This window comes from Neobacillus vireti (assembly GCF_001026695.1).
GTDB classification, from domain to species: Bacteria; Bacillota; Bacilli; order Bacillales; family Cytobacillaceae; genus Neobacillus; species Neobacillus vireti.
The window spans coordinates 1-17,551 of record NZ_LDNB01000021.1; the positions used below are offsets into that span (position 1 = coordinate 1).

Sequence of the window (17,551 nt, forward strand, 5' to 3'; positions counted from 1 at the left end):
TAGTTTTATAAAAAAACTAAAAAATATTGTTTGTTGACGTTTTTGTTTGTTTAGTTTTCAAAGAACAATCTTTCAATCGCTCTTAAGCGACTTTATTAATATAACATAAAACTCATCAAGATGTCAATAACTTTTTTCAAACCGTCACTCACGAAAACTTTATAAGAATGTTTCGCAGCGACGGTTATTAATATACCAAGCAAACAATAAAAGGTCAATACCTTTTTTATTTTTTTACGATAATTTTTTGCTGACACAATATCCGCGATGAAAAACCCCATGACCTTTTGTTTCAATGTTTATTACATCTATTAGATGTTTTTCAATTAAATACTCAAGCAGGACAGCAAGATCAACGGAGTAAGGGATTAATTCCTTTTCATTCATCATTTCATTAAAGAACCAGTATTCCTTGCCGCTGAGTACTTCCAATAAGTGAGAGGTCCCAATATTTGTTCTAGAATGAATCATAAATTCACTTGCAAGGAATAATAGTTCCAGTCTTTTCTCAAGTGTCTCTTCACTATTAACCAGTTCCTCATATAATTTATATATTTCCGGTTCGATTTGTTTAACTTGCTGCCAAACTGTTAGCTCTGGGTGGAGACCATTTTCAATCACCGCTAATCTTGCAAGATGGTGCAAGGAATGGACAACATGATTATAAGCATCTAAAACCTGTTTGCTTTCGAATAGGGCTTTTCCATCGACATAACGACGAATTAATTTAGCAAATTCTACGCCCATTTTGATTTTTCGTCCGTTAAAAGGAAATTCGCGCAGTTCCGTTTTTAAATTTGCAACGTACTCATTTCTGTCAAAAAGGATTTTGGCATCATGAATCCACTCAAATATCTTTCTATTTGTGCCAAGTAAAAGCCATTCTTGGAGCTGGGTTTCGGCAAGGACATGCATGGCAGCTTTTTTGTTGTTGTACGTATAGTGTTTTATGAATAATGGCTGATCCGCCTCTTTAATAATTACCAAGAGAATAACATCAAATGAATCAGTGATATGGCTTAATTTTTGTTTTTTTTCAATTAACAACACTCCTAGAGTATTGGATTGGCTCGCCCTTTCTTGATAAATAGGCCGAAGGATGTCTTCCATTCATCATTCCTCCATTTTTTTCGGGTATGGTATATGTTCGACAATGAAACTAAATATCCTCCTTAAAACAAAGACAAATTTCGACATTCTTGTCGCATAATTTTTTCTCTTTTCATAAATATGGTATAGTTTCTCTAGGAGGGAGTTTCATGGCAAAATATTCGAGTAAAATAAATAAAATTCGCAGCTTTGCATTATCATTAATTTTCATCGGCTTTATTGTTATGTATGGCGGTATCTTTTTTCGTACTTCACCACTTATTATGACCATCTTCATGCTTTTTGGTCTTCTTTTTATTATCGCGAGTACAGTTGTTTATTTTTGGATTGGAATGTTATCAACAAAATCCATCCATGTAAAGTGTCCAAGCTGTGGAAAGCAAACAAAAATGCTTGGAAAAGTGGATATGTGTATGTATTGTCGTGAACCATTAACACTTGATCCCAAACTCGAAGGAAAAGAATTTGACGAAACTTATAATAAGAAAAACCGGAAAAATAAATAAGGGATGGCTTACCTTCATGGCTTTTAGCCGTGATTGGTAAGTCATCCTTTTTTCACAAAAATTTTAAAATCAACCTTCATAGTATAACGTTAATGTACCTCTTTACTTGCACATTCAGGACAGGAACCGTAGATTTCCATGCGGTGATTTTCCACCTTAAAGCCGGTCACATGTGAAGCAAGATGCTCCACCTCATCTAAGCCCGGATAATGAAAGTCGACAATTTTTCCGCACTTTTCACAAATGACATGATAATGATGCGAAGTTACAAAATCGAAACGTGCTGATGCATCACCGTAAGTTAATTCCTTTACAAGACCAACTTCACGAAATACTCGTAAATTATTGTAAACCGTCGCCACACTCATATTCGGAAATTTTCCTTCAAGTGCCTTATAGATTTCATCTGCAGTAGGATGTGACATCGAGTTTATTAAATATTCAAGTATCGCATGACGTTGCGGAGTAATTCGTACCCCCGTATCCTTCAGGGTATCCAACGCTTCTTTTAATTGATTCATCGCCATGCACCTTCTTTCCAAAAAATATTCTTATATTATAATTGTTATAATTAATTGTACTAGGTAATTTGTACTTTTGTCAATATTGTAATCTCACTAACCGACATGTTTCTTATATATTAACTGTGCAAAGTCTTTTCTGTAGCCCCTAGTTGATGATTTACATATCGAGCGGTCACAAACAATAAATCCGAAAGCCGGTTTAAATAGGCCAATACGAGTGGATTCACGTCCTCACCCAAAGTAACCGCACACCTTTCTGCCCGTCTTGCAATTGTTCTGGCCACATGAAATGCAGCACCTGCAGGGTGTCCTCCAGGCAGAATGAAATTCGTTAACCCTGGAAGTGCCGTATCCCAATCATCGATTTGTTTTTCCAATTCCTCCACATCTGAAGATTTGAGTGACCACTTTACTTCCTTACCATTTGGGGTCGCTAATTCAGCTCCGACATGAAATAGGTTTGTTTGTATTTTATGATATGCATTTTCAATTATTTCTTTCCCTTTGAAATTTTCATTATTTAAATGACTCAGCGCAAGCCCAATCATAGAATTCGTTTCATCGCAAGTCCCATATGCCTCCACTCGCATGTCGTTCTTCGCTACCCTTTGACCGTAAATTAGTGAAGTTGTTCCCTTATCACCGGTTTTTGTATAAATCTTCATTTTTCCATCCCCCTAAATGAACTATTTGGCTCTTCCCCTTTGGCAGACAGGAAGTGATTATTTCCTTTATCATAACACCTATATGTATATTTCGAATACTCGGAATAAAGATATCCCTTTTTAAGCATAAAAAAAGGGCCGCTATGGACCCAAAAATTTATCTGAGGAGGTATGCCCTAATAAAATGATATTCAAATCAAGGATTGTTGCATTGGACAAATGCCTTTCCTTTTAAAAATAGGCTTAGAAAAATTATTGGTTAGCGCGTATGTAAGTTAATGCTTCCTCTACATGCCCCTTGACTTGAACCTTTCTCCATTCCTTAACGAGGGTGCCCTCTTGATTAATAATAAATGTTGACCTTTCGATCCCCATATATTCTTTCCCGAAGTTTTTCTTTAATTTCCATACTCCATAGGCTTCGGCGGCTTCGTGGTCCGTATCTGCAAGCAGCAAGAATGGCAGACCGTATTTTTCGATGAATTTTTGATGGCGGTTGGCCGGATCTGGGCTTACACCTAGGATCACCGCATTCAAATCATGAAATTGCTGAAATTGATCCCGGAAATCACATGCTTCAGTCGTACATCCAGGAGTCATGTCCTTTGGATAAAAATAAAGAACAACATTTTTTCCGCGAAATTTTGCTAATGTTACTGTCTCGCCATTATTCGCTTCTAACTGAAAATCAGGGGCTTGTTTTCCTATCTCAACCGTCACTTGATATCACTCCAATTGTAAAATATTCTTCATTACAGCGTACCTAATCTTTCTAGATAACACAACTTTCTCGCAGTCAATAGGATTATTTTTCCCGATTCAGCATGACTCGCGCGACAAATGCAGCGGGCAATGTATAACCTATTAATGCCTCAATAACAGCAATAATTCTGCCCATCCCCTGCGGCAGGACATCACCATTACCGACTGAGAACAACGTCATTGCGCTAAAATAAAAACTTGTTTCAAAAATATTACCCTTTGGATGCGGGTTCACTTCCTTAAGTATCGGCAATCCAATTAAATGAAAGAGAAGATAAATTAATCCAAATCCAAGGATAACGGTCAAGTAGACTGTCCCCAAATAAAGAAAATTATCTACTGAGACAAATTTCCCTCTAATTGTGTTAGGGATAAATAAAGTTCTTAAACTCATAAATATACAAAAGATAACAATTGGCAGCAAGAAATAGAACACCTAGGATCACCTCTAAATTCAGCATAGGTTACTCTATTTCTATGCTTGCTTGGACAATAAAATATCCAAGTTGTAATTAATTCCCCGCTCCGCGATATTTCTTGACACCCTGATTCCATAAGAGCACTGAGAAAACAAAAAAGAGAATTCCAATAACTGGAGTGATAAATGAATACCAATACCATTCATTTTTTCCAAGGAAAAAGGCCGCGGGATAGACGCCAACAAACGCAAACGGCAGAATCCAAGTTAGTACAAACCGGATGATTTTATTATAAATATTAACCGGATACCTGCCATAGTTACTAATATTGTACATCATCGGCATGAGCGATGTTCTGGCGTCTGCCCAGAAGCTAATGCAGGCAAGCATGATGAACACACCGCCGTACACTAGCGCTCCACCGATTACAAACACAATAAACAGGAACGGATCATACCAGTGCAGCTCAATACCCAGCCTGCTGCCGGCATAAAACATCACTGCAAGCCCGGTAATTGCCCCGAATAAAGATTCCAGTTCCAGCCGTTCAAGAATAATTTGAAACAGACTGTGGATCGGTCTTGTTAAGATCCGGTCAAGTTCCCCCTTTACGATATAGCGTTCATTAAAGTCCCAAATATTAAAAAACGCAGAAAAAACAGCGTATGGAACTAAGAAAAAGCCATAAATAAAAATAATTTCATCCCGGTTCCAGCCATGAAGCAAATTAGTGTGGCCAAAAACGACTAAGATAAAGACCAGATTAATCGCCTGCGAAAGTAAATCCGAGAAAAACTCAACAAACAAATCTGCCCGATATTGTAGTCTTGTTTTTAAATATTGCGATAGATATTGAAAAAACATCGATACGTAAAACAACGCTTAGCCCCCTTGAATCACCAGCTGTTTCTTGGCCGCATGCCAAAGCAATTGGATTGGGATCACTAAAATGATTACCCATAATAATTGCTGTCCAAGTGCTTCGATGGCCTGCTGGTGCGAAAAGCCTTTCGTAAAAATCATACTCGGTATATAGCTGATCCCTTGAAACGGGAGGTATTTCATAATCTCTTGCGCCCAGCCGGGAAAAAAACTAATCGGCAAGAGCAGACCGGAAAACAAATCAATGACCACACGTTTGGCCCGAATCAGCCCTGTATTATTATATAAGAAGAAAGTCGTTAGCCCTGTTAATAAATTTAGCTGCGTATTAATGAAAAAGCTCAGCAGGATAGAGACGGCAAATAAACCCCATACGCTTAAATCCCAGGTGAATCGGATTGGGAAGATGAAATAAACAATGACAAGACCTGGCGCCGAAAAGAAAAACAAGCGAAAAATCCCTTCGCCTAAACCCTGCATCGTCTTCATCCCAAGATAATTGTAAGGTCTAATCAGCTCAACGGCGACTTTCCCCTCCATGATTTCCATCGCCATTTCCCGGTCCAGATTATTGAAGTAAAACGCTCTGGCCATCCAAGAAATTGCGACATAGGTAGTCATTTGGATGACAGACAGCCCCTGAATTTGCTCCTTCCCGCCATAAATAGCCGTCCATAAAAAATAATAGGCGCCGATATTTATGCCATAAATAAAAATCCCCGTATAATAATTCGTCCGATAGGCGAGCATCATTAAAAACCGGACTCTAATCATTTCTAAATATTTATCCAACGTCGACCGCACCCTTTTCATAAATATTACGGATGATTTCTTCTGTAGAGGTTTCGTTAATTTTCATGTCTTTAATTTTAAAAACAGCAGCAACCGCGGTAATAACCCGGGAAATGAGTTCATCGCTGTCCTCGATATTTGCCGTAAAAATTAGATCCCTTTCATCTAACTCCCATTTAACAGGCATACCGTCTGTTACATGTTTAACAGCTGCGAGATCCACCTTTTCAAGAAACTGAAATTGGAGCTCTTTTCCTTCGCCCAATGTTTCCTTTAAATTCTTAAGTGCCCCGTCATATATCACATTCCCTTCATCAAGCATGATTACCCGCTCGCACAACGCTTCAATATCAGTAAGGTCGTGGGTTGTCAGGAGAATCGTCGTGTTATATTTCTCATTAATTTCTTTTAAGAATTCACGAATTTTCAACTTTACCAGTACATCTAAACCAATTGTCGGTTCATCTAAGAACAGTAACGGCGGATTATGAATCAACGCTGCTGCCAATTCACAGCGCATCCGTTGACCAAGCGATAATTTACGGACAGGCTTATCGAGAAGCGGCTCGATATCCAATGTTCGAATGACATGGTTCATGTGGTCGTCATATTGTTGATCCGACACTTTATATACTTTTTTCAACAGTCGGAATGACTCCTGTACGGCGATATCCCACCATAATTGCGAGCGCTGCCCGAAAACAACGCCGATAGTTTGGACAAATTTTTCCCGCTCCTTGTGTGGATTCATGCCGTTAACGCTGATTTGTCCGGAAGTGGGAGTCAGGATACCTGTCAGCATTTTAATCGTTGTCGATTTCCCAGCCCCATTTTCACCGATGTAACCGACCATTTCACCTTTTTTGACAGTAAAACTAATATCATTTACAGCGGTAGCAATTTGATAATTTCTTGTGAATAAATCTCGAAAAGCCCCTGTTAGGCCAGATCGACTGGAGTAGGCTTTAAATTCTTTCCTTAATTTTTGTACCTCAATGGCATTATTCATCCTTGTACCTCCTGAAACTTACCCTAATGAATTAGTTTAGCTAAATTAGAGTGTTAAAACAACAGTCCTGCACTTCATTAAAAATTGAAAAAATTAAATTGGAACTAAAAAAGTGCTAAAATAGAAAAGCGGAAGCGCCCGTTTTACGGCGCTTGAATTGGAATAATTAAGTTGAAATATTTTTAGGAGGAAAAAAATGCAATTATCAAACTCTGAACGGTTACATAATGAGGCTTTAAAACATATTGTCGGTGGGGTAAACAGCCCTTCACGTTCCTATAAAGCAGTTGGCGGCGGTGCTCCAGTTGTCATGGAACGCGCTCAAGGTGCTTACTTCTGGGATGTCGACGGCAATCAATATATTGACTACCTGGCAGCTTACGGTCCAATTATCACCGGTCATGCCCATCCGCATATAACAGAAGCAATTAAAAAAGCGGCAGAGTCAGGAGTTCTTTACGGTACCCCAACACCACACGAGGTGAAATTTGCCAAAATGCTGAAGGAAGCGATTCCTTCAATGGATAAAGTGCGTTTTGTCAATTCCGGAACTGAAGCCGTCATGACAACGATCCGCGTGGCTCGCGCCTATACCGGACGCGATAAAATTATCAAATTTGCCGGCTGTTATCATGGTCACTCCGACCTTGTCCTTGTTGCAGCGGGCTCTGGACCTTCCACGCTTGGGACACCTGATTCGGCTGGGGTGCCAAAAAGCATTGCTCAAGAAGTGATAACCGTACCTTTCAACGATATCGAACCATTTAAAGAAGCATTAGAAAAGTGGGGACCGCAAATTGCTGCGGTATTAGTAGAGCCGATTGTCGGGAACTTTGGGATCGTTGAGCCAAAACCAGGATTTTTGCAGCAAGTCAATGATCTTACTCATGCAGCAGGTGCACTTGTCATTTATGATGAAGTCATTACAGCATTCCGGTTTATGTACGGCGGCGCACAGGATTTATTAGGCATCCAGCCTGACTTAACCGTACTGGGAAAAATTATTGGCGGCGGTCTGCCAATCGGTGCTTATGGCGGCCGGAAAGAAATCATGGAAACAGTGGCACCGCTTGGACCTGCATACCAAGCTGGAACAATGGCCGGAAATCCAGCGTCCATTTTATCAGGCATCGCCTGTCTCGAGGTATTAAAGCAAGATGGTGTTTATGATTATTTAGATCGATTAGGGGCAATGCTTGAAGCAGGAATTTTAGAGGCAGCTAAGAGGCATGACATTCAAATTACCATCAATCGCTTGAAAGGTGCACTTACTGTTTATTTTACATCTGAAAAAATTGAAAATTATCAACAGGCGGAAAACACTGATGGAGAAATTTTCGCAAAGTTTTTCAAACTGATGCTCAAGCAAGGAATTAATCTTGCTCCATCCAAATACGAAGCATGGTTCATGACGATTGCCCATACGGAAGAGGATATTGAAGCAACTCTTCACGCAGTAAATCATGCTTTTTCATTGCTAAATGAATAGGGTGTTTCACACCCCCATCTGCCACACAAACGAATTAACGTCCTCTGTTTTGAGGGCGTTAATTTTTTTGCCGGAATTTCCTGCAACATTTACAAGTTAAATTCATATAATTTCTCTTGATTATTTGTTTTTATCCATGTATAGTACTTAATTGTTTGTTAGTGAGCAAATTAAAAACAAAAACGTATTTTGAAAGGAATTTATTTAGAATGAAGTTAGGTGCCCGCATCTTAAAAACGGGAATAGCCATTGTTTTAGCCTTATACTTAAGTCAGTTGTTCCATTCGCCTTCACCAGTATTCGCTGCAATCGCAGCAATATTTGCGATTCAACCGACCATTTATCGCTCTTATTTAACTATTGTTGAACAAATCCAAGGAAATATCATTGGTGCTTTGCTTGCTGTCATCCTGGTTCTTCTGTTGGGAAACCATTTTATCGTTATCGGCTTAGCCGCAATCATTGTGATTATTATTAATCTTAAACTCAAACTAGAGAACACAATCGGACTCTCACTTGTAACATTAATCTCTATTATGGAAACACAAAGCGGAAGCTTTATTCAATTCGCCGGGATTCGCTTCTCCACTATTATGATCGGGGTATTTTCAGCATTTATCGTCAATCTCGTCTTTATCCCGCCAAAATATGAAAATAAGCTTTATTTTAAAATCGTTGGCACTACTGAGGAAATTATTAAGTGGATCCGCTTAAGTACACGCCATGATTACGATCACCAGCTTCTCAAAACTGATATAAAGAAGTTAAAAGAAGAAATCCAGACGATGGACCAGTTTTATAAGATGTACAAGGAAGAACGAGGTTATTTTTCTAAAAAGAATCTTGAAAAATCGAGAAAGCTTGTAATTTACCGACAATTGAACTTAACGGCAAAAAAAGCACTTGATACATTAAAAAGACTGCATCGGTTTGAAAATGAACTGCTTCACCTTCCGGAAGATTTCAAGCAATCTATCCAGGAACAGGTTGATAGCCTTATTTATCATCATGAACAGGTTCTGCTCAGATTCATTGGGAAAATTCCAACGCCGCCTCCCTATCATGAGGAGAATGTTTACTTAAACAAAAAGGAGTTATTCGACTACTTTTTCACACATCAAAGTGAATCTGCCGACCATAATAATCCGCATCTTTTTCATACAATGCAGATTATCGCCTCGGTTATTGATTATGCTGAACAAGTCGAACATCTCGATACATTGATTACCAGCTTTCATTCCTATCACAAAAATGAAGTATCGATTGAAGAAGAAAGCCAAGAATAAGAAAACCGAAGCAGCGATTACTCTGCCTCGGTTTTTGTTTGTTCAAGCTGCTGGACTTGAAATAATTTATAATAATTTCCTTTTTTGGTCATTAGTTCGTCATGTGTTCCCACTTCTACAATTTGTCCATGCTCGATTAGGACAATTCGGTTGGCATGTGTTATGGTCGATAAGCGGTGGGCCACAATAAAAGTGGTCCGGTCTTTCGCCAACTCCTCAAGTGATTCCTGAATCGAATGTTCACTTTCTAAATCGAGTGCCGATGTCGCCTCGTCAAGTATTAAGATCGGTGGATTTTTCAAGAATACGCGGGCAATCGCGACGCGTTGTTTTTGTCCCCCAGAAAGCTTGACTCCTCTTTCGCCAACCTTAGTGTTGTACCCGTCTGACAGATTTAAGATAAACTCATGGGCATTCGCCGCTTTAGCCGCCCGATAAACTTCCTCATCAGGTGCCCCTGGCTTGCCTAATAAAATATTGTCCCTAACCGATTCACTAAATAAAATATTATCCTGAAAAACAACACCAATTTTGTCGCGTAGTGTTTGAACCTTAAATTGTCGGATATCTACACCGTCTAATGTAATTCTTCCCTTTGTCACGTCGTAAAAACGGGGAATTAGACTGACTAGCGTTGATTTTCCGCCGCCACTCATTCCTACAAGTGCAATTGTTTCTCCCTTTTTCACATCTAACTGAATGTCCTTTAACACCATTTCCTCATTTTTGTCGTAGGAAAAAGAAACATTTTCAAAAGAGATATCTCCCTTAACATTACTGCAAACTCTTGCCTTCGGGTCATCAACGATATCATACTTCTCATCCAAAAATTCAAACACCCGGTCCATTGATGCAAAGGATTGAGTAATGGTTGTTGATGAATTGATCAACCTTCTGAGTGGATTATAAAGCTTGTCAATATAGGCAAAAAACGCAACCATTGTCCCCAGTGACAGCTGATGCTGGATGACCAAATAGCCGGAATAGCCAATAACGAGTAATGGAGCAATATCCGTTATCGTATTAACCACTGAAAAGGACTTCGCATTCCAGCTTGTATGCTGCAATGCCTTTTCTAAAAAGTTTCTATTTTGCTTATCAAATTGACCCTGTTCATATTCTTCAATGGCAAAGGACTTTATTACCGGCATCCCCTGCACGCGCTCATGTAAATAGCTTTGAACTTCTGCCAGGGCCTGCGAACGCGATCGAGTCAGCTTGCGTAAATTCCCAAAAAAGTAACGCACTGAAAAGGCGTAAAGTGGGAACAGCAGAATCGATACTAACGTTAATTTAGCATTCATTGAAAACATTAGGATAATGGCAAGGATGATGGTCGCAATATCAAGCCAGAGATTCATTAATCCGGAAATAACAAATGTTTTTGTTTGCTCTACATCATTAATCACACGTGAGATTATCTCACCTGCGCGGGTATTTGAATAATATTTGAAGCTCAACTTTTGAATATGCGAAAAACACGTATCACGAATATCATAGAGGATTTTACTAGATGTCCATTGGGCGAAATACTGGCGGTAATATTCTATAGGCGGTCTTAGGAAGACAAACACAACTAGCATCACACCCATAATAAGCATTAGTTTATTAATTTTCTCGTCATGAGATAAAGCATGGTTTCCGACAATGTTATCAACCACGTATTTAATCAACAATGGAATGATGAGCGGAATGGAAAATTTAATTACTCCAATGATGACCGTTCCAATAATCTGCAGACGATACGGTTTAACAAATTGAAGGTATCTGCGAATGCTGCTCACCGTTAAAGCCCCCCTCTCTTCATAACAAAACCTGTTGATATCCTAATCAACAGGTGTTTAGCTTCTAACGTCTATATGTTAGATAACGTTCATACCAAATATCAATAAAATCTGGTGCAAACGGGCCTTTCCGCTGCCGAATCCATTGAATCAGTTTTTCAACATTCCGCTTTAGAATTTGATCAATTGCTTCTGGATAGTTCATTTCACGGCGATGCCGTTCATACTCATCTTCGTCTAGTAAATTAAAAGTCATATCAGGGTACACCTTAATATCAAGGTCATAATCAATATACTTTAGTGCTTCACCATCAAAAATGAATGGTGAACTGATATTACAGTAATAATAAATGCCGTCCTCTCGGATCATCCCAATGACATTGAACCAGTATTGTGAGTGGAAGTAACAAATGGCTGGTTCCCTTGTAATCCACGTTCTCCCATCTGATTCAGTTACCAAGGTGCGATCGTTCCCGCCAATCACTAAATGCTGCGACCCTTTTAAAACGGTTGTTTCTTCCCAGACGCGATGGATGTGCCCATTGTGCTTATAGCTATGTATTTGCATTGGTTCACCTTCTATGGGTACGCCCATGTTCTCCCCTACCTTCATTCCTGAACGCTTTGTAACCTATTCTAAAAATTTTTTAAGTAAATATCGACAAAAGGCAACAAAGAAAATTCCTATTTTCTATTATTATAACGGTTGAGAACAGAATTTAAAACAAAAGAGCCATAAATCCATGGCTCTTTGTAAAAATTTGCGAATTTTTTTCTGTGGGAAAGGGGGCGAAGCGCCGTAAAAGCAATTCAGCCAATGTTAGTTTTTACAAGGAATGTGTTAAGTTTGTCTCGCGATATGAATTAATTACATCTTCTGTCTGCTTTTCAAAAATTAGCTGAATTTCTTTCAATTCCTTTTTCATCTGCTGAATGTCCTTCTGAACACTTTCAAGATTTGTGGCGTTCTGAAGAATCTGAAGCTCATCTTCAATTTGTTGACAGCGCTCAAGCTCAGCCTGAAGGTAAAGCAGTTTTTCCATCGTCACCATTTGTTCGGAAACTAATCGATTAAAATGATTCATTTCCCTCACCGCCTTATATTTTCGTACTCATTATGTATTCTTTAACAAACAGTATTCTCCTTTGACTACTTCTGTAGACATAGAGGAAGTTTTGTCGAAAAAGAAGGCACTCTTTTCGGAAAAGAGCGCCTTCTTTTTAAGTATTTTTTTATTGTTGGCCAAATTGACCTGCATTTTGGTTTTTCTTAGCTTCTGCAGCTTGGTTTTGCTGTCTTACTTCTTGCGCATTTGTTTCGCTTCCAAACTCAGTTCCAAATTGGCCTTGTGCACCGGCTGCGCCAGCACCGCCAGCAGATTGGGCGTTTTGTTGTCTTACTTCCTGGATGTTTGTTCCAGCTGAAGTTTTGTTTGGCTGTTGATTGAATTTTGCCATTGTAATCACCTCCACGTGATTAATTTATCCATGGGAGGTGAAGATTATCCAAAATAATTTATATAAAAAAATAACTATACGAGTAATGAAATTCCCCCGTCAATTATAATCGTTTGCCCCCTGATCATACTTGATTCCTCGGACAGAAGGAACATAACGCAATTGACCATATCGTCAATTTCAACCATTCTGCCAGCAGGTGTTTTTTCTTTTGCTTCCTGAAGGAGTTCTTCTCGGTTAGGAAAATGCTTCAATGCCTCCGTATCGACAGCTCCACCAGAAACCGCATTAACCACAATATTTTTCGGTGCTAATTCGACCGCCAAATATCTCGTTAAAGCCTCAAGTGCCGCTTTGGATACACCTACTACAGTGTAGTTTTCCAAATAGCGGATGGAGCCAAGTGAACAGATGCTGACAATTTTTCCGCCGCCATTTTTCTCCATTAGTTTGGCTGCTTCCTGTGCGCAGAACAATAGAGCTTTACTATTGATATTTAAGGTCCAATCCCAGTGTGATTCCTCAAGTTCCATGACAGGACGCTGCACCCCGGAGGCTGCATTATTGACAAATACGTCTAAACGGCCAAATTCTTGATCGATTTGAGCAAACATATCTTTAATTTTGTCTACATCACCAACATTGGCTTTGATGATGAATGCTTTTCTACCCAATGCTTCAACTTGTTCAGCTGTTTCAAGAGCACCTTTTTTACTTCTTGCATAATTAATTACAATATCATATCCTGCTTGGGCTAACCGAAGTGCAGTTGCTTTCCCGATTCCCCGGCTGCTGCCAGTTATAAGTGCTACCTTTTGAGTCATTTTTCATATTCCCTTCTACTATCAATTATTTATCCATTTTAGCCTTTTCATGAATAGAAGACAATTATTAAACAAAAAACTAAGGCAAAATAACCAATTGAAAGGAAGTAGTAACATGTATGCGGGACGAGATATGACTGAGCTTTCGATGATGGCAAAATCAGACTGGGAACCAAGTGAGCTTGCTTTTTTTCATCATTCCTTACAGCAAATAGCACCATATTTAAATAGTGAAGGACAGACAATCCATCGGGAAATCATTAAAGAAATTGAAAATCGCGGAGGTCTTCAAGCGACATAAAAGAAATGAACGCCGTTTAAACGGCGTTCATTTCTTTATATGCTCTAGGTAAAGTTTAAGCATTTTTTGAGCGGATACGGGAAAAGCAAATTTCTCCATTTCCTCAAAAGAGACAAGCTTCCACTCCTCGTTCTCTTGAAACCCAGAATGTATTTTGCCAGTATATACGTTTAGATTCCAAACGAGGTGGGAAAATACATGTTCAATCTGACCAATAATTTTCTTTAGGTCAATTTCTAAAGTAAGGTTTTGTTTAAACAAATCGACGACCTGTTCCCGTTCATTTTGCAATGAATGATGGAGCTCAACATTTGGAAACTCCCATAAGTTTGCAAGCAATCCGCTTGCAGGACGTTTATGAATTAACATTTTTCCGTTGTCATCTAACAGGATTGCTGCGGCAAGCTGGACATCCCGCGTTTTTGTTTTTTTCGTTTTAATCGGCAGTTCATTTTGTACTCCTTCGAAAAAAGCATGACAATGGTCGCGGACTGGACATAATAAACAGGAAGGAGAAGTTGGTGTACAGATTAATGCCCCTAATTCCATTAATGCCTGGTTAAATGAAGATGGATCTTCGTGCGAAATTAACGTCCGGACTGCTTTTTCGAATACTTTTCGGGATGATGGTTTGGCAATATCATCCCAAATGGAAAGGACCCGTGATATAACCCGCATCACATTCCCATCGACAGCTGGCTCTGGAATACCGTAAGCAATACTTAATATCGCACCAGCTGTGTAGGGACCGACACCTTTAAGGGAAGAAATTTCTTCAGGAGTGTTTGGTACTTCTCCATTATATTTCTCTTGCACCTCTTTAACCGCTGATTGCAAGTTTCTTACCCTTGAATAATAACCAAGACCTTCCCAAGCTTTAAGTACTTTATCTTCTTCGGCTTCTGCCAGGTCTTCAATGGTTGGAAACCATTCAATAAAGCGATTAAAATAGGGGATAACCGTATCTACCCTTGTTTGCTGAAGCATAATTTCTGACACCCAAACCTTGTACGGGTCCTGGTCTTTCCGCCAGGGCAGGTCGCGCTGCTCATTTTTAAACCAGGTAATTAAATCATTTTGAAAAGCAATTATATTGATTTTTTCAAGATTTTTCTGTTCAATTAACATAACTTTTGTGCCTCCAAGTTGTTAAACACTACGGTAAAAGGGAATATAATAAGAAAAGTAAGCGCCGGTTTACCGGGCATGGACTGCTTTTTTCAAGTAAAAAGACATTTTGTTCTACGATAAGCCAAATTCTATCTTTTGACAAGACCATATTAAAGGAGGCTTTTCCTTTTGGATACTGGAACTCATGTTGTTATGGGCATTGCTCTTGGCGGTCTGGCTACGCTTGACCCGTCCGTCGCCAGCAGCCATGCTACTACAGCCAGTGTATTAATTGCAACCATCGCCGGCTCGCAAATACCAGATATTGACACAGTTTTAAAACTGAGAAATAATGCTATCTACATTCGTAATCATCGTGGTGTAACACACTCAATTCCTGCAGTTCTTTTATGGCCGATTGCCCTTTTGGCGGTCATTTACCCGTTTTTCCCAGATGCCAATTTACTACATTTATGGGCTTGGACATTTGCTGCCGTGTTTATCCATGTATTTGTTGATATTTTTAATGCATACGGTACGCAAGCCCTAAGACCTTTTTCAAACAAATGGGTTGCACTAGGCATCATTAATACATTTGATCCGTTTATTTTTGGATTTCATGTTGTTGGAATTTTCATTTGGGTTTTAGGGGCAGATCCAGGGGTTACCTTTTTGCTGATGTATGCCGTTATCGTCGGCTATTATTTCCTACGATACCTGGCGAAGAAAAGAGTATTAGATGAAGTAAGGACAATTATACCTGATGCAACGGATATTATTATTGCCCCGACAATGAAGTTTCATAAATGGCGAATTGCTGCCATGAATCGCGAGCAATTTTTTGTTGGAATGGCACTTAAGAATAAAGTTGAGATATTAGACCGATTTCAACGTATACCAGTACCCAAAACACCTGTAATTGAAGCGGCAAAAAAGGATAAAAACCTGTCCGCTTTTCTATCGTTTTCTCCTGTTTATCGCTGGGAAGTTGATGAATACACTGATTTTTATGAAGTCCGTTTTATTGACCTGCGCTACCGGAGCAATGGTCACTATCCCTTCGTGGCCGTCGTCCAGCTAGACCGCGAATTAAAGCCAATCAGCTCCTACACAGGCTGGGTGTTTAGTGAAAAGAAATTGCGGAAGAAACTTAGTATTATTCCTAGCTAAAAAGCAGTGACACTTTAGTCACTCGCCTTTTTCCAGTATCTAATAACATAATTGAGCGTAAAAGCACAGATACTATTGTTACGTGGTAAGCATTGAGAATGCTTTGCTTTTCACGTGTTTCTCATTTCCGATAATGGAGGTACAGCATGAGAAATAAAGCAAAGAATTTCCCAAATCAAAATAATAACAAGTTTGAGGGAGAGCCAAGAGCGAAAGCAGAGTATGCCTCCACAAGGGCAGATGGCACTATCAATACACATCCGCAAGAACGGATGCGTGCCTCAGGCGAGCGCGATGATGAATCGCCGCAAGTTTATAAATAGGTGCAACATTAAGACAAACCAGAGAGCTATATCTCTGGTTTGTCATTTAAGCGATTTTAATAAAGAAATTGGTAATGCCTCTTCTTTCCCATCACCTTTAAGCCGATAGCCCCAGGCAAAAACACCGTTCATATAATCAATTTTAAAATAGTGGCCGGGGTCTCCTTCGATTTCATAAACTTCTCCCGGTTTAAATTGATCAGGGTTTATCATGTACGCTCGTGCCATCTGTACTTTTCTTTCAACAACCGCAAACTCATTGACCATTCCCATTTGCTCCGCTTTTCTTGCCTTTTCTTGAAGCATGGCAATTTCCTGTCTTAGTTCATATTCTGTCATTGCACTATAGCGTTTCTCCTGCTCCATCTCATCCACTCCCATTTATCTTCTTTTTTTAGTATAGTTATTTTAATAGATTTAATAAAGAGTGAAAACTCAATTGAAGGAGAATAAACAATGAAAACAATATTGATTACCGGAGCAGGATCGGGTTTAGGAAAGGAATTAGCTCTGCTTTTTTCGAAAAATGGCTTTCACCTATTGCTGGCAGGGAGATCCATTGAAAAATTAGCCCATGCAAAACAAGAAATTGAAACGGCTGGAGGAATAGCAGACATCCTTCCGTTAGATATCAGAAACGTTGAAGGAGTAACTCAAATATTGAATGAAATTAGCAGTACATATGAAATTTTCGGATTGGTAAATAACGCGGGAATTGGTCATTTTGGTCGATTTGAGGAAATAGAGAACGCGCAAATTAGCGAGATGCTAGATACGAATGTGTTAGGAACCATCTTAATGACAAAGGCCATCCTTCCTCATTTACAAAAAACTGGCCAGGGACGAATTATGAATATTATTTCTACTGCTGGTTTACGTGGTAAAGTGAATGAAGCCGTATATGTTGCCAGCAAATTTGCCGTCAGGGGCTTTACCGAAAGTCTGCAAAAAGAATATGAAGGCAGTGGAATTAAATTTAATGCTGTTTATATGGGCGGCATGGACACCCCATTTTGGGACAACAGTGACCACATTAAAGATAAATCACGCCTCCGCTCAGCCAAAGAAATCGCAGAAATCATCATGGAAAAATTGGATCAAGATTCGATTATTATCGAAAACTCATGACGCTTCTTG

Annotated in this window: 22 protein-coding genes; 7 read left to right on the plus strand and 15 right to left on the minus strand. The window is 39.3% G+C overall.

The window, feature by feature from the left end; genetic code table 11:
• Positions 1–234: 234 nt before the first annotated feature.
• The gene (locus AA980_RS23675; protein ID WP_024030835.1) at positions 235–1,110 is read right to left on the minus strand and encodes a nucleotidyltransferase-like protein; all 876 of its coding nucleotides are present in this window, start codon (positions 1,108–1,110) and stop codon (positions 235–237) included.
• Between the two features lie 149 nt (positions 1,111–1,259).
• Between AA980_RS23675 and AA980_RS23680 the strand changes: the two genes are divergently transcribed.
• Positions 1,260–1,616, plus strand: coding sequence for a YgzB family protein (locus AA980_RS23680; protein WP_024030834.1), 357 nt, complete (start codon positions 1,260–1,262; stop codon positions 1,614–1,616).
• An 89-nt stretch (positions 1,617–1,705) separates the two neighbouring features.
• On the opposite strand, the gene perR is transcribed toward AA980_RS23680, so the two are convergent.
• From perR to AA980_RS23715, 7 genes are all read right to left on the minus strand, one after another.
• The gene (perR, locus tag AA980_RS23685; protein ID WP_034725105.1) at positions 1,706–2,143 is read right to left on the minus strand and encodes a peroxide-responsive transcriptional repressor PerR; all 438 of its coding nucleotides are present in this window, start codon (positions 2,141–2,143) and stop codon (positions 1,706–1,708) included.
• 113 nt (positions 2,144–2,256) lie between these two features.
• On the minus strand, positions 2,257–2,805 hold the full coding sequence (locus AA980_RS23690; protein WP_024030832.1) for a cob(I)yrinic acid a,c-diamide adenosyltransferase: 549 nt from the start codon (positions 2,803–2,805) through the stop codon (positions 2,257–2,259).
• A gap of 252 nt (positions 2,806–3,057) precedes the next feature.
• Complete coding sequence (bcp, locus tag AA980_RS23695; RefSeq protein WP_024030831.1) at positions 3,058–3,525, minus strand: thioredoxin-dependent thiol peroxidase; 468 nt, start codon at positions 3,523–3,525, stop codon at positions 3,058–3,060.
• Positions 3,526–3,610: 85 nt separating this feature from the next.
• Positions 3,611–3,991, minus strand: a complete 381-nt coding sequence (locus AA980_RS23700; protein WP_024030830.1) for a potassium channel family protein — start codon at positions 3,989–3,991, stop codon at positions 3,611–3,613.
• A gap of 88 nt (positions 3,992–4,079) precedes the next feature.
• On the minus strand, positions 4,080–4,865 hold the full coding sequence (locus tag AA980_RS23705; protein ID WP_024030829.1) for an ABC transporter permease: 786 nt from the start codon (positions 4,863–4,865) through the stop codon (positions 4,080–4,082).
• 3 nt (positions 4,866–4,868) lie between these two features.
• Entirely contained in the window at positions 4,869–5,660 is a 792-nt protein-coding gene (locus tag AA980_RS23710; RefSeq protein ID WP_024030828.1) for an ABC transporter permease, read from the minus strand.
• Positions 5,653–6,669 (minus strand): ABC transporter ATP-binding protein, encoded by a 1,017-nt coding sequence (locus AA980_RS23715; RefSeq protein ID WP_024030827.1) that lies wholly within the window; start codon positions 6,667–6,669, stop codon positions 5,653–5,655. Before AA980_RS23715 ends, AA980_RS23710 begins: the two co-directional genes overlap by 8 nt.
• 196 nt (positions 6,670–6,865) lie before the next feature.
• On the opposite strand from AA980_RS23715, the gene AA980_RS23720 reads away from it, so the two are divergent.
• Both AA980_RS23720 and AA980_RS23725 read left to right on the plus strand, forming a co-directional pair.
• Entirely contained in the window at positions 6,866–8,158 is a 1,293-nt protein-coding gene (locus tag AA980_RS23720; protein WP_024030826.1) for a glutamate-1-semialdehyde 2,1-aminomutase, read from the plus strand.
• 209 nt (positions 8,159–8,367) lie between these two features.
• A complete protein-coding gene (locus AA980_RS23725; RefSeq protein WP_024030825.1) occupies positions 8,368–9,444 on the plus strand; it encodes an FUSC family protein in 1,077 nt (358 codons plus the stop codon).
• A 17-nt stretch (positions 9,445–9,461) separates the two neighbouring features.
• On the opposite strand, the gene AA980_RS23730 is transcribed toward AA980_RS23725, so the two are convergent.
• The 5 genes from AA980_RS23730 to fabL all read right to left on the minus strand — a co-directional run bounded on the left by AA980_RS23730 (position 9,462) and on the right by fabL (position 13,510).
• Complete coding sequence (locus tag AA980_RS23730) at positions 9,462–11,228, minus strand: ABC transporter ATP-binding protein (protein ID WP_024030824.1); 1,767 nt, start codon at positions 11,226–11,228, stop codon at positions 9,462–9,464.
• 64 nt (positions 11,229–11,292) lie between these two features.
• Positions 11,293–11,823, minus strand: coding sequence for a nucleoside tri-diphosphate phosphatase (gene ntdP / locus AA980_RS23735; protein WP_024030823.1), 531 nt, complete (start codon positions 11,821–11,823; stop codon positions 11,293–11,295).
• 232 nt (positions 11,824–12,055) lie between these two features.
• A complete protein-coding gene (locus AA980_RS23740) occupies positions 12,056–12,313 on the minus strand; it encodes a YgaB family protein (RefSeq protein WP_024030822.1) in 258 nt (85 codons plus the stop codon).
• Between the two features lie 148 nt (positions 12,314–12,461).
• Positions 12,462–12,686 carry a gamma-type small acid-soluble spore protein gene (locus AA980_RS23745; RefSeq protein ID WP_024030821.1) on the minus strand — a complete coding sequence of 75 codons (225 nt, stop codon included), beginning with the start codon at positions 12,684–12,686 and terminating at the stop codon, positions 12,462–12,464.
• A gap of 74 nt (positions 12,687–12,760) precedes the next feature.
• Entirely contained in the window at positions 12,761–13,510 is a 750-nt protein-coding gene (fabL, locus tag AA980_RS23750; protein ID WP_047772033.1) for an enoyl-[acyl-carrier-protein] reductase FabL, read from the minus strand.
• Positions 13,511–13,625: 115 nt separating this feature from the next.
• On the opposite strand from fabL, the gene AA980_RS23755 reads away from it, so the two are divergent.
• Positions 13,626–13,811 (plus strand): hypothetical protein, encoded by a 186-nt coding sequence (locus tag AA980_RS23755; protein ID WP_024030819.1) that lies wholly within the window; start codon positions 13,626–13,628, stop codon positions 13,809–13,811.
• Between the two features lie 27 nt (positions 13,812–13,838).
• Here the strand turns inward: AA980_RS23755 and mutY are convergent, their stop codons facing one another.
• Positions 13,839–14,939 carry an A/G-specific adenine glycosylase gene (gene mutY / locus AA980_RS23760; protein WP_024030818.1) on the minus strand — a complete coding sequence of 367 codons (1,101 nt, stop codon included), beginning with the start codon at positions 14,937–14,939 and terminating at the stop codon, positions 13,839–13,841.
• A gap of 171 nt (positions 14,940–15,110) precedes the next feature.
• Between mutY and AA980_RS23765 the strand changes: the two genes are divergently transcribed.
• Together AA980_RS23765 and AA980_RS23770 are read left to right on the plus strand one after the other, a co-directional pair.
• Positions 15,111–16,091 (plus strand): metal-dependent hydrolase, encoded by a 981-nt coding sequence (locus AA980_RS23765; RefSeq protein ID WP_024030817.1) that lies wholly within the window; start codon positions 15,111–15,113, stop codon positions 16,089–16,091.
• Positions 16,092–16,237: 146 nt separating this feature from the next.
• Positions 16,238–16,414, plus strand: coding sequence for a small, acid-soluble spore protein K (locus AA980_RS23770; RefSeq protein WP_024030816.1), 177 nt, complete (start codon positions 16,238–16,240; stop codon positions 16,412–16,414).
• Positions 16,415–16,456: 42 nt separating this feature from the next.
• On the opposite strand, the gene AA980_RS23775 is transcribed toward AA980_RS23770, so the two are convergent.
• Entirely contained in the window at positions 16,457–16,780 is a 324-nt protein-coding gene (locus AA980_RS23775) for a YfhH family protein (RefSeq protein WP_024030815.1), read from the minus strand.
• A gap of 90 nt (positions 16,781–16,870) precedes the next feature.
• Between AA980_RS23775 and AA980_RS23780 the strand changes: the two genes are divergently transcribed.
• The gene (locus tag AA980_RS23780; RefSeq protein ID WP_024030814.1) at positions 16,871–17,542 is read left to right on the plus strand and encodes an SDR family NAD(P)-dependent oxidoreductase; all 672 of its coding nucleotides are present in this window, start codon (positions 16,871–16,873) and stop codon (positions 17,540–17,542) included.
• Positions 17,543–17,551: the final 9 nt, after the last annotated feature.

Excerpts from the sequence above, each read along its gene's own strand:
- AA980_RS23675 (WP_024030835.1), bottom strand. The coding sequence starts at position 1,110 with ATGGAAGACATCCTTCGGCCTATTTATCAAGAAAGGGCGAGCCAATCC.
- AA980_RS23680 (WP_024030834.1), top strand. The coding sequence starts at position 1,260 with ATGGCAAAATATTCGAGTAAAATAAATAAAATTCGCAGCTTTGCATTA.
- perR (WP_034725105.1), bottom strand. The coding sequence starts at position 2,143 with ATGGCGATGAATCAATTAAAAGAAGCGTTGGATACCCTGAAGGATACG.
- AA980_RS23690 (WP_024030832.1), bottom strand. The coding sequence starts at position 2,805 with ATGAAGATTTATACAAAAACCGGTGATAAGGGAACAACTTCACTAATT.
- AA980_RS23715 (WP_024030827.1), bottom strand. The coding sequence starts at position 6,669 with ATGAATAATGCCATTGAGGTACAAAAATTAAGGAAAGAATTTAAAGCC.
- AA980_RS23720 (WP_024030826.1), top strand. The coding sequence starts at position 6,866 with ATGCAATTATCAAACTCTGAACGGTTACATAATGAGGCTTTAAAACAT.
- AA980_RS23725 (WP_024030825.1), top strand. The coding sequence starts at position 8,368 with ATGAAGTTAGGTGCCCGCATCTTAAAAACGGGAATAGCCATTGTTTTA.
- ntdP (WP_024030823.1), bottom strand. The coding sequence starts at position 11,823 with ATGGGCGTACCCATAGAAGGTGAACCAATGCAAATACATAGCTATAAG.
- AA980_RS23740 (WP_024030822.1), bottom strand. The coding sequence starts at position 12,313 with ATGAATCATTTTAATCGATTAGTTTCCGAACAAATGGTGACGATGGAA.
- AA980_RS23745 (WP_024030821.1), bottom strand. The coding sequence starts at position 12,686 with ATGGCAAAATTCAATCAACAGCCAAACAAAACTTCAGCTGGAACAAAC.
- fabL (WP_047772033.1), bottom strand. The coding sequence starts at position 13,510 with ATGACTCAAAAGGTAGCACTTATAACTGGCAGCAGCCGGGGAATCGGG.
- AA980_RS23755 (WP_024030819.1), top strand. The coding sequence starts at position 13,626 with ATGTATGCGGGACGAGATATGACTGAGCTTTCGATGATGGCAAAATCA.
- mutY (WP_024030818.1), bottom strand. The coding sequence starts at position 14,939 with ATGTTAATTGAACAGAAAAATCTTGAAAAAATCAATATAATTGCTTTT.
- AA980_RS23770 (WP_024030816.1), top strand. The coding sequence starts at position 16,238 with ATGAGAAATAAAGCAAAGAATTTCCCAAATCAAAATAATAACAAGTTT.
- AA980_RS23775 (WP_024030815.1), bottom strand. The coding sequence starts at position 16,780 with ATGGAGCAGGAGAAACGCTATAGTGCAATGACAGAATATGAACTAAGA.
- AA980_RS23780 (WP_024030814.1), top strand. The coding sequence starts at position 16,871 with ATGAAAACAATATTGATTACCGGAGCAGGATCGGGTTTAGGAAAGGAA.